This is a genomic window from Silicimonas lutimaris (genome assembly GCF_047314965.1).
GTDB lineage: Bacteria > Pseudomonadota > Alphaproteobacteria > Rhodobacterales > Rhodobacteraceae > JAVJUV01.
In genome coordinates, this window is record NZ_JBLBVK010000020.1 from 1 (window position 1) to 10,258 (window position 10,258).

The 10,258-nt window shown below is 59.8% G+C and carries 15 protein-coding genes; 8 read left to right on the forward strand and 7 right to left on the reverse strand.

All coding sequences use genetic code 11. The features are described 5' to 3' along the window. Positions 1–434 precede the first annotated feature (434 nt). Positions 435–566, reverse strand: coding sequence for a hypothetical protein (locus ACKLNI_RS00690; RefSeq protein WP_413717065.1), 132 nt, complete (start codon positions 564–566; stop codon positions 435–437). A gap of 105 nt (positions 567–671) precedes the next feature. After that, positions 672–908, reverse strand: a complete 237-nt coding sequence (locus ACKLNI_RS00695) for a hypothetical protein (protein WP_413717066.1) — start codon at positions 906–908, stop codon at positions 672–674. A gap of 150 nt (positions 909–1,058) precedes the next feature. Between ACKLNI_RS00695 and ACKLNI_RS00700 the strand changes: the two genes are divergently transcribed. Continuing rightward, positions 1,059–1,793 (forward strand): Crp/Fnr family transcriptional regulator, encoded by a 735-nt coding sequence (locus tag ACKLNI_RS00700; RefSeq protein WP_413717067.1) that lies wholly within the window; start codon positions 1,059–1,061, stop codon positions 1,791–1,793. A gap of 81 nt (positions 1,794–1,874) precedes the next feature. On the opposite strand, the gene ACKLNI_RS00705 is transcribed toward ACKLNI_RS00700, so the two are convergent. The 4 genes from ACKLNI_RS00705 to ACKLNI_RS00720 form a co-directional block, all read right to left on the reverse strand. After that, on the reverse strand, positions 1,875–2,174 hold the full coding sequence (locus ACKLNI_RS00705) for a hypothetical protein (RefSeq protein WP_413717068.1): 300 nt from the start codon (positions 2,172–2,174) through the stop codon (positions 1,875–1,877). A 252-nt stretch (positions 2,175–2,426) separates the two neighbouring features. Continuing rightward, on the reverse strand, positions 2,427–2,615 hold the full coding sequence (locus tag ACKLNI_RS00710; protein ID WP_413717069.1) for a hypothetical protein: 189 nt from the start codon (positions 2,613–2,615) through the stop codon (positions 2,427–2,429). A 295-nt stretch (positions 2,616–2,910) separates the two neighbouring features. Then, positions 2,911–3,324, reverse strand: coding sequence for a hypothetical protein (locus tag ACKLNI_RS00715; RefSeq protein WP_413717070.1), 414 nt, complete (start codon positions 3,322–3,324; stop codon positions 2,911–2,913). Further along, positions 3,321–3,746 carry a hypothetical protein gene (locus ACKLNI_RS00720; protein ID WP_413717071.1) on the reverse strand — a complete coding sequence of 142 codons (426 nt, stop codon included), beginning with the start codon at positions 3,744–3,746 and terminating at the stop codon, positions 3,321–3,323. The genes ACKLNI_RS00715 and ACKLNI_RS00720 overlap by 4 nt, the downstream gene beginning before the upstream one ends. A gap of 272 nt (positions 3,747–4,018) precedes the next feature. Here ACKLNI_RS00720 and ACKLNI_RS00725 point away from each other — a divergent pair, with 272 nt between their 5' ends. The 7 genes from ACKLNI_RS00725 (at position 4,019) to ACKLNI_RS00755 (ending at position 9,072) form a co-directional block, all read left to right on the forward strand. Then, the gene (locus ACKLNI_RS00725; protein WP_413717072.1) at positions 4,019–4,333 is read left to right on the forward strand and encodes a hypothetical protein; all 315 of its coding nucleotides are present in this window, start codon (positions 4,019–4,021) and stop codon (positions 4,331–4,333) included. After that, positions 4,330–4,716: a hypothetical protein gene (locus ACKLNI_RS00730; protein WP_413717073.1), complete on the forward strand. Its 387-nt coding sequence runs from the start codon at positions 4,330–4,332 to the stop codon at positions 4,714–4,716. Before ACKLNI_RS00725 ends, ACKLNI_RS00730 begins: the two co-directional genes overlap by 4 nt. A gap of 8 nt (positions 4,717–4,724) precedes the next feature. Continuing rightward, entirely contained in the window at positions 4,725–5,186 is a 462-nt protein-coding gene (locus tag ACKLNI_RS00735; protein WP_413717074.1) for a hypothetical protein, read from the forward strand. A 200-nt stretch (positions 5,187–5,386) separates the two neighbouring features. Continuing rightward, positions 5,387–6,169, forward strand: a complete 783-nt coding sequence (locus ACKLNI_RS00740; RefSeq protein WP_413717075.1) for a hypothetical protein — start codon at positions 5,387–5,389, stop codon at positions 6,167–6,169. A gap of 31 nt (positions 6,170–6,200) precedes the next feature. Next, entirely contained in the window at positions 6,201–7,007 is an 807-nt protein-coding gene (locus ACKLNI_RS00745; protein ID WP_413717079.1) for a transglutaminase-like domain-containing protein, read from the forward strand. Between the two features lie 347 nt (positions 7,008–7,354). Further along, entirely contained in the window at positions 7,355–7,888 is a 534-nt protein-coding gene (locus ACKLNI_RS00750; RefSeq protein WP_413717076.1) for a hypothetical protein, read from the forward strand. Positions 7,889–8,145: 257 nt separating this feature from the next. After that, complete coding sequence (locus ACKLNI_RS00755) at positions 8,146–9,072, forward strand: transglutaminase family protein (RefSeq protein WP_413717077.1); 927 nt, start codon at positions 8,146–8,148, stop codon at positions 9,070–9,072. Positions 9,073–9,395: 323 nt separating this feature from the next. Here the strand turns inward: ACKLNI_RS00755 and ACKLNI_RS00760 are convergent, their stop codons facing one another. After that, positions 9,396–9,995: a TetR/AcrR family transcriptional regulator gene (locus ACKLNI_RS00760; protein ID WP_413717078.1), complete on the reverse strand. Its 600-nt coding sequence runs from the start codon at positions 9,993–9,995 to the stop codon at positions 9,396–9,398. Between the last annotated feature and the right edge of the window lie 263 nt (positions 9,996–10,258).

Genomic DNA, 10,258 nt, shown 5'->3' on the forward strand with positions numbered 1-10,258 from the left:
ACATCACCACCAGCCGTCAGCTTCAGCTCAATCTCACGCAGCAGCTTCAAGATGTCTTCGTCTGAATGTCGCTTCCTCGCCATGCCCAATCCCCCTCTCGCGGCCAAAGTAATGGCCCAGTTCTAGGGGGGAAGGACACTGTTCTGTCCCGCTTTTCGGACATCGAGCAGTTTCAGCCAATCGGCTGCTTCGAGCCCAAACTACCGAATGCTGCGCCCTGCACCAAGGTCTGTAATCCGGTTCAAAGCGGTCATTCGAAGACGTACTACGCGTCTGTTCAGCAACGAATGGAGGCGATTGCGAAGGAATATCAGTTGTTTGTGGCGCGTCGTGTGCAACAGGTGTTCACGTTTCTATCGCGCAGTCTCGTGCTCTTTGCGAGGTTGAGGCCGCAAACAATTGGGGTAAATTGTTTGCGAGCCGACTATCGACGTTTACTTCCGTTTGTTCCCGATATTGAATGGCGTCTTTTCCTTGGCGAAATCAGCCGTTGCCGGGAGCTGCTCCTTTACTTTCTTCGGTTTCTTCACTTCACGATTTCCACGCTTCTTGTTGCCTTTGGACATCTGGTTTCCTCCAATTTCATGTTTGTTGTGCTTTCAAATGGTCGGACGGATAACATGTTCGGCTTCAACTGCGAGACTGCGGATCGCGTCCGCCGCGATATTGCATCACGGGCGTCGGACAGAGTTCCCGCCAGCGATGATCGAATTGATCATTTCGGCGACGGCCCGGTGATTTTCCATTTCGAGTTCGGTGCCAACGGCATTCTCATGAGTCGCCGCGGCGTCGCGAAGAACTCCAACGATTTCGTGCTCCGGCAACACCCCGCGATCGTTCAAGGCAAGCAGGAGCGCCTCGCAGATTGACAGGGCGGCCTGGCCTGCATGTTCGCTCACTGTGGGCATCTGAGTTTCCTTCCTTGGCATCGTGATCCCCGTGGAAGGCGAGATTCAGATGCATCCGTACATCTCGCAGGAAGTGCTCTATGCTGGACTGATCCAAAGCAGTGCCCGAGCCGATTTCTGCTCTTGGGTCACGACACGCCAGGAGGCCCCATGCCATCAGTTGAACATAGCGCCCTGACCCGCAAGCTCTCTGCCTTCGTCGCCCTGTCGGAGGTCGAGTTGGCCGTGCTTGAACGACTTCATCAGCGTCGCCGCTCCTTCGTCGCGGGGCGTGATATGGTGCATCAGGGCCAGTCGGCTCAGGCCGCATACATTCTGTCGTCGGGTTGGGTCTGCTCCTACAAGCTCCAGGCCGACGGGACCCGGCAGATCGTCGATTTCCAGGTGCCGGGGGATTTTCTGGGATTGCGCAGCGTCCTGTTGCGCACCTCGGACCACAGCTTCGAGCCCATCGTCGACATCGAGGCCGCCGAAGTGCTGGCGAGCGATCTTCTCGATGCCTTCGCACGGACGCCGCGTCTTGCGACCGCCATACTCTGGGCGGCGTCAAGGGACGAAGCGATGGTCGTGGAACATCTCGTCGGGATCGGCCGGCGTAATGCGGAGGCCCGCATGGCGCATTTCCTGCTGGAACTGGGATTGAGGCTTGCGCTGGTGGGCATGGCGGCCAAGGATGGGTATGACTGCCCGCTGACCCAGTACCACCTCGCGGATGCGCTGGGGCTGAGTGCCATCCACGTAAACCGCGTTCTGCGCCAGCTTCGCGAGAGTGGACTGGTGACCTTCCGGGACGGCCGCGTGACGTTCCACGACCATGACCGATTGGTGGAACTCGCAGAGTTTGATCCAGCATATCTGGATCAGACCGGACCTTTGCTGAAGTGACGAATATCGCCGCTCTGTCGATCGGACAAAGCGGCGATTGGCTTTTCAGAAGTTAATCTTCGCCACCTCCAAGAAATGCGTTTACTTGCTATTGTCGGCATTTCTAATCGCGGTCAGGCGTTTTACCACGTCGTTGAGTGTAAGCCTTCCGCATTCAACGGGCGACATCTGCGCCTCGCGCTCGAGAATCGTACAATTGTTCTGATTGGGACGAGCGGTCGGGCGCACTACGTCAGCCGTCTGAGCCTGTTGGATCGGTTGGGGGTAGAGGCTTTCCGCCTGCCCAGCAGCAGCCATGGAGGCGAAGATCACAGCCGACCCGAAGAGCAGCTTCAGTCGGGCAATCCGGGCGGTCGAGATGATTTTCGGAATAGATGTCATTGGGTAGTCCTTTCCTGGACTGGCCCAAGCGCCCAATTTCCAATGGTCACTCGAATTGACGAGGTTCCATTGGTTTCAGAGAGGTTGGGAGCTTGGATAGTGTTTCCGCCGGGCTTCTGGCGGGCAATAACGACAGTGCCTCACGTCGTCCGGTTCTGCACTGATGTATGTTAGCCGTTGCTTGTAGATGCCGGTTTCGTGAAGGCCGCGATCCGGAAAGGCGGCCCCGGTGATCACGTCAAAGGCTGGGCATCACGCAAGCGCGTTCGACGCGGCGTTCAGTTCCTTGTTCGTCAAAGCGTCATCATGCGCTTCATGTGCTTTTTCTGCAGCCTGATAGTGCTTGAGGGCTGCATCCTTCTTCGGGCCGGAAGGCGCCTTGTCCCACGCGGATTTGACGGACGTCATCTTTTCTGCGGTCTTGGTCTCTTGGGGTGTCATTGGGATTGTCCTTTCCTGGACGCTCCGAGAAAGAAGAAGCGTGTGAACATGCAAAGCTTTTGGGGCTCGACACGCCCACACGCTTCTCTGGTACTCGGGAAACCGCGCCACCAAGTATTTGGCGGGCACGCATCAATTAGCCGATGTCAGTACCCCACCGCACTGACGCAGGTTAGGCCGGATGCCTTCTGCAGGTTGATTTGGTCGGCAGTCGGGTTGCGACGACGGTTCCGGTTGTGAGGCAATACCAAGCGTGCGGGCAAATAACCTTGGGGGTTCACGCGAAAGGCTGGTCTCAAGTCACGGCAGTCTGTTGGTGTGAGATTCTCAGCCAGCTGTCGTCATCGTTGAGGTAGGTAGAGGCACAGAGGGCCTTGTAGATCGGCACATCGGGTTTCTCTGCCGAGACGCGATAGGTGAGAATGGCGATGTCATGACACCGCATCACGCGCCGTTCGGCCATGACAACGGAGCGCCAGCCGGTCCTTTCCCGAAGATGGGTCCAGATCTGGTCACCCTGGAGGATCCCGGGCGGATAGGGGAAGACCATGACTGCGTTGGTCGCTGTCGTCGCCCGCGCACTGTCGGCGCCACTGGTCCAGAAGTGTTCCTCCATGTCCCAGAGTATGCCCTGTTCGCGAGGCGATAGCGTGCCGGACTTGTGTGCCGCATGTGCCGGTCTCTTCGCGGTCTCGATTGAAACGGTCATTCGCCTGACCCCGACCCGCCAACCATGAACATCTGAAACAGTACAAAGATGATCGCGAGCACCGCCCAGATCGCTCCGCTTGTACCCGGCCGGCCGCCGGCCACCGTCGAGGCGGCTCGCTTCAAACTACCTGACGCCCGGTCTTCGGGGAGCAGCTGGCTCAAGTCTCGTGCGACCTTGCCGTGATCGCTGGCGAGCGCAGGAACGTCCCGAAATCGGGCAAGCAGTGCCCCCAATCGCGCCGGTGCGGCGTCGCGCCCCAGGGTGACCAGTTCAGCGGTTTCGTTCCATGGATCGAGGCCAAGCCGCGCAAGCGTGGAGAGCACAGTCACGGCATAGCCATTCCGGTCCTCGCCGACGGTAGCATGGAGAAATCGTTCGAACTCGGGCGGGTACGGGTTGAGAACATTGGGGTCGGCCATTGCCAATCCTTTCAAGGTTTGCAGGAACGCAGATCGCCCCTGTTTCACAAAGGATACGCGCAGGTCGGCCTCGCCGCCCTTACACAGGTCAGTGCAGACGACTGCCCCCCAGGAAGTTCACAGCGGTTCGGTGCCCGGGACTAACATGCGTCAGCACCAGTCGGACGATCCCGAGGTAAAAGACACTAAATCGTTCCACTGGTCCGTCCCGCACCCAAAAGGGCCGTCAACAGTGGTGAGCGACGGATCTGCCAAGATCGCGGAGACCAGGGATGAACATGCGGTCGACCAGATCGACGGTGACGTTTTCGAACCGGTTCACTTTGCCGGGATACCCGGGCGATTTGCCCGCGGGCGACTACGAGGTTCTCGTCGAAGAAGAACTTCTACAAGGGCTCAGCTTCGACGCGTATCGCCGGACCGCGACCTACCTAACGGTGCGCGGAAGGGGCGGTCATGCGGGACGGACAGAGTTACGGGCGATTTCCGACAGCGACCTGAAAGAGGCGCTGAGCGGGGATCGGGCCGCGACTGAGACGAACAATCACGGCGAGGCGGCGCCTTCTCCGCAGGAGGATAGAACATGAATACTCCCGAATGGCTCAAACCCGGCATCTATGGTGCCGTGATCGGTGCTGTCTTTGTCGGTGTCGTCGGATTCACGTGGGGTGGCTGGGTGACCGGCGGAACAGCGAATGACAGGGCGATGGCGATGTCCCGAGACGATGTCGTTGCCTCCATGGTACCGGTCTGCCTCGACATGGCACAGTCTGACCCAGCACGGGTCGAAAAGCTTGAAACGATCCGGGCCGCCTCGACCTATCAGCGGCGCGATGCACTGATGGAGGCGGGCTGGGCGACGGTGCCCGGAACAGATGCTCCGAACCGCGATATCGCGCAGGCCTGCCTCGCAGCCCTTGATGTTGACTCGTTGCCGGAGCGCCCGGAAAGCGCGGTTGATGAAGGATGAACCGCGCCATGCCGATAGCTTCACCCGAGACAACCGACCTCGAACGGCGTGTGCTGGCTCATGAACGGATCCTGCAAGCTCTGATCGCCTACATAGCCCGTACCGAGCCGCGTTTCGTGGACCACCTTCGAGAACGCTTCGTCGAGCCGATGAGTATGTCCAGGCACGAACACGACCACCGCGAAACCGACGATTATGCGGCAGAATTCATTCGCGCTGTGATGCTCCTCGGAGAAGCGCGCGTGCCAAAGGCGAAGGAGCCCGAAATGACCGACATGAAACCCGTGCCGCCGAAAAGCAGAGGAGCACACGATTCTTCCATGAACCGGCCAACGCAGCGCAGTGGGGTTCAGGTGCGCGAAAGAAACGGCATCTGGGAGGTGCAGGTCGATGGCAAGTTCCGCGGCGACTACCACCAGAAGGAACATGCTCTTGCCGCTGCAGCCTTGCACAAATTGTCGCCCCGATGACTAGCAGCACCCACCCGACACTCCCGCAGGACTTCGCGATCCAGGTGGCTGGGAACGAAGGCATGCCAACGAGACCGAATTCCAGAGCCTCCCCGCTACCGGCCGCGCCCCCTCGACGGCTGACCGGAACGCTCACGCTTGGGCTATCGAGGACTCGCGCGGCAACCGGCCGGCTCTGGTCAGCCAAGGAACAAGTTGCGATGAGACATCCCTTGGCGAGGCTGATCGCGAGGACGGCAGCCATAGCCGGTGTGATCGCCTCTTTCGCCTTTCCCGTGCTTGCGCAGGATGGAACCGGCCCAATGCCGGAGAACGCCCAGCCGCGCAGCTACGGCGGCGGATGGGACTGCGATCTAGGTTTCCGTGTGGAGGGCGCCGAATGCCTGCCTCTCGATATCCCTGAGCATGCTTATCCAACCGGGCGCTCCTACGGGACGGGGTGGGAGTGCGACCGAGGGTACGAGGAGGTGGACGGGACGTCGTGCAATCCCATCCCGGTGCCCGCGAATGCCTTCCTCCGGTCTTTCGGTTACGATTGGCAATGCGAACGCGGGTTCCGGCAGGAGGACGAGGCATGCGTGCCCATCGTACTCCCCCAGCGTGCCTACCTGACAGACGATCACTCGGGGACTGGATGGACCTGTGATCGTGGCTATGAAGCTCTTGCAGGGACATGTTCGCCGATTGCCGTGCCAAAGAACGCGTATCTGACCAACGCAGACTACGGCGCCGCCTGGGTTTGCGAGCGAGGCTTCGTCAAGATCGACGACCGATGCGACGCCGTTGTCGTGCCATCGAATGCCTATCTGGACGAGGCATCCTATGGACCGGGCTGGAGCTGCGAGCGCGGATACGAGGTGCTGAATGGCGACTGCGTCGCCATCGATCTGCCGGAGAACGCCTATCTCGACCGATCCGGCAACCGGTGGAGCTGCAATCGAGGCTTCCGGCTCTCGGACGGGATGTGCATCCTTGGACGCTGATGCGGATGTATCTCGTCGTGTCGCGTCTGGCATGCGCGTCAGCATCGGGTGCCGGCTGCGATACAGCTTCCCGCAGTCGACGCCGCTGATTGCGATGCTGAACGTCCACTACTCGCGCTTCGGCGATCTGGAACGTGCCGACTATCTTGTGACGTCGCCCAGCGTGCCGCTTGAAAGCTATCGCGACGGCTTCGGCAATTGGTGCACGCGCGTCCTCGCTCCGGCGGGCGACTTCTGCCTGTCGACGGATGGCATCTTCCGCGACACGGGCCAGCCTGATCCCTCCATGCCCGGCGCGCGGCAGCACGCGGTTCAGGATCTGCCATTCGAGACCCTCGTGTTTCTGCAGGGAAGCCGGTATTGCGATACCGACCTTCTGTCGGAGGAGGCGTGGCGCCTATTCGAGACCACGGACCTCGGATGGTCACGCGTCCAGGCGATCTGCGATTTCGTGCATGGACATGTCCGCTTCGACTATATGCAGGCAAAGGCGACGCGCACCGCGTCGCAGACCCTCGCCGAGGGGCAGGGTGTTTGCCGCGACTTTGCCCATCTCGCCATCGCGCTGTGTCGTTGCATGAACATTCCTGCCCGCTACTGCACCGGATATCTGAGCGACATCGGTGAACCTCTGCCTCATCCGCCAGGGGATTTTGCCGCCTGGATGGAGGTATTCCTTGCTGGAGAATGGCACATGTTCGACCCGCGCAACAACAAGCCGAGGTTTGCGAGAATCCTGATCGCGCGGGGCCGCGATGCCGCTGATGTCCCTTTGACCCAGACATTCGGTCAGAACACTTTGACGGAATTCAAGGTATGGACTGATGAATTGACCTGACCGACCTTGGATTCGTTTCCCACGCGCCATCGTAATTCCGGTCGCCAGCCCCCATATATGTATTACCGATGTCAGGTATCCCGGTCCGACATGGACGAGGAGTTGGCGTCGGATAGTCAAAGGATTGATGACATGTCCTTCAAGGACCTGACCGCCAGGGCTGCGGCTGCGTTAAAGCCCAAGCCTGCGAAAACAGCAACGACCCCTGCCAAGGAGACCGAGCCCAAGGCTTCTGGCAAGGATGCACCCGCCAATTCCAAGACATCTTGAGGGTGTACACCGGTTACGCGCCTCATTCCCGTGAGGGGCGCGGACCGCCCACAGCACCATGGGAAAGGAATGCGCGAATGGAAGATCTGACGAGCAAGACCGTTGCAGTCTTTTCCCGGCCGTTCACCGTTCCGGGCTTTGACGAGACGCTCCCGGCGGGAGAGTACGAGATCGAAACGGAGGTGGCTTCACCCCCTGATCAACGGGATCCCGCAGCCTGGAAAGCCTCCGTACTTGTGAAGCTTCATCCCCGGATATCTCATCCGGGACTTGCACGGACTCTGACCGTTTCCCTTGCCGACCTCGATCAAGCACGCGCGAGGGACAAGCTGACCGGCAGGGAGTTGTCCGACTTTTTCCTTGAAGAAATGCTGGCTGATCCGATGGTGCAGCTTGTGATGAAGGCCGACGGGGTCTCCGAGGCGCACCTGCGACATCTCTATTCCCGGTCTGGGACGTCCGATCCGAACCTGGCTGCGCCGCCTTCGAAGACGACCTCCCGAGGAGCGCGGGACGAAGAGTCGATCCGGACCGCCGAAAACGAAGGCATGCCTACGCGACCGGACTCGCCGCCGCCCTTGCGCACCCGTCTGGCTGCGGGAAAAACGTGATGGCGGACAAGGCCTTCGCCGAAGGTGACGTACCGGACATCGCGACCCGAAGGGCCGTGGGTGATGTTCCGCAAGAACGCCGATGCCTGCGATGCGAAACCTCGTTCTGGAGCGAAGGCTTCGGAGAACGAATTTGCCGACGCTGCAAGGGGTTGAACGCCTGGCGGAACGCCGCGCCAATCAGCCCGGGCGCATCTCGCCGCCGCTGATCCCCACAGCCGCGCGCCGTCTTCCCCGAACCACACTGGATCTCCATTTTGGCCTGCCTCGACATCGTTCACACCACAACCTACCGATACCGTCACGAGGTGTCTCTCGGGCCGCACAGGTTGATGCTGCGTCCCCGCGAAACAAGGGAATTGCGACTACTTGCGCATGCCCTCTCCATTTCTCCGACGGCGACGGTAACCTGGGCGCATGACGTGGCCGGCAACGCTGTCGCCACCGCCGTCGTTGACGGCCTGGCGGATCAACTGGTGATCGAGAGCCGTGCCACAGTGGATCTCACCGCGCCTGCATGGCCGGTCTTTGCCATCGCCGCCTCGGCCGCGCAGTACCCCCTTGACTACGCCGCCGACGAATGGACCGATCTGGGCGCGTTGACTGTTCCGCAATACCCCGACCCGGACGGCCGGCTTTCCCGATGGGTCGAGGGATTTGTCATGGCGCGTCCGACCGACACGCTGTCTTTGCTGAAGGACATCAGCAATGGTGTGTTCACCCAGATTGCCTACCAAAGCCGCGACACTGAAGGCACCCAGTCACCGATCGAGACGCTGGACCGGCGATGGGGCTCGTGCCGTGATCTTGCGGTCTTGCTCGCCGAAGCCGCGCGCACGCTTAGACTCGGTTCCCGCATCGTATCCGGCTATCTGTCCGATGCTGAAGAAAGCCTCCTTGGGTCTGCGGGTTCCGGGTCCACCCATGCCTGGGTCGAGATATTTGTCCCCGGTGCCGGATGGATTGCCTTCGATCCTACGAACCGGAGCTTCGGGTCACGGAACCTGATTCCAGTCGCAGTCGGTCGCGGCATTCACCAAATCGTGCCGGTCTCGGGCAGTTTTTCAGGCGGGCGGGGTGCCCTTTCTGATCTTGCGGTCAGAGTTGAGGTGCGACTTGCAGCACACAATGATGCAGCTGCTATGGAGGATTGGAAAGTCCGTCCACCTGAATCAAGGTTGTAGCCACTGTAGGCGTGCAACTTGTGCGCAATCCAAGGTGAGGGTCCGCAAAGCGGACGAAAGCAGCCTACTGCGCAAACGCAGCGGACTCACCCTTTGTCCGCTACTCGGTCATTACCCTCATTTCTGCGAATGTCCGCTTCTGTAACAAGCGGCCATTGGCCGACCTCGATCCATCCGTTCGGAAGCGAAGGTCGGCATAAGAGGACAAAGCAGACCTCAGCCATAATGGGCTCGATGACCGCGTTGCGGGACAGAACGGCCGTTTGGACAGATTGGACTATGTCGACCTTGGCGCTAGGCCGTTGCCTCGCGGCGAAGGGATTTCAGGTCGACTTGTCCCTGCCGAAAATTATCCCCAGCAAGTTCTCTTTGAGCCCTTCGATCATCGGTACTTTCACCACTAGGGTGCGTTGAAAGACGGTGCCGACGATCATATCGAGTAAGAAATGCAGGTCCTCAGCCGAGATTTCACCCCTTCTTCGCGCGCGCTCCAGAGCTTCAAATGCCGAGACACGCCAAGGGTAGACGAACCGGTCGCGAAAGATCTGCGCCATCTTCGGATCACTGCCACCCGTTGTGATTGCTGCAAAGATGACGATAGAGGCCAGGGGACGCGTGAACGTGTCAATAAGTTGACCTATGGCGGCATCCATGTCGGCCCTGGAGTCTCCTGTGTCGGGCACTGTCCCGATGGCGATCTCCTGTTCTGTCGCTTCCAGGACCAACTCACCTTTGGTCTTCCACCAGCGGTAGATGGTTGCCTTGCTGACACCGGCCTCTTGAGCGACGGCTTCTATGGTCAAGTTCACATAGCCGTCTTTAAGCAGCAGCTTTCTTACCGCCGCGAGTATGGCGGCTTTGGATCGCTCGCTTCTTGGGCGACCACCGCTGCGACCGGCACCATTCTCTTTCCTATCGTTCATTCACTCGTTTCATCCGAACCTGTGTCTTTCGTAAAGCGGATTTCGAGAAACTTGACAATAATAGAAACGGAACGCATCGTTTAATAATGTGAGTCCATTACTGGGAGATGGGCACATGGACCCAATTCGCGGTTTCGCCGATAGGCACCCGTTCTGGTTTGTCGTCGCAGTGGCCGTTCTCCAACCGATCATCGCGGTGCCCTTCGTGGTGGTCTCCAAGGTGCTGGGAACCGAGATCACCCCGCTCCGCCTGATCATCCCCA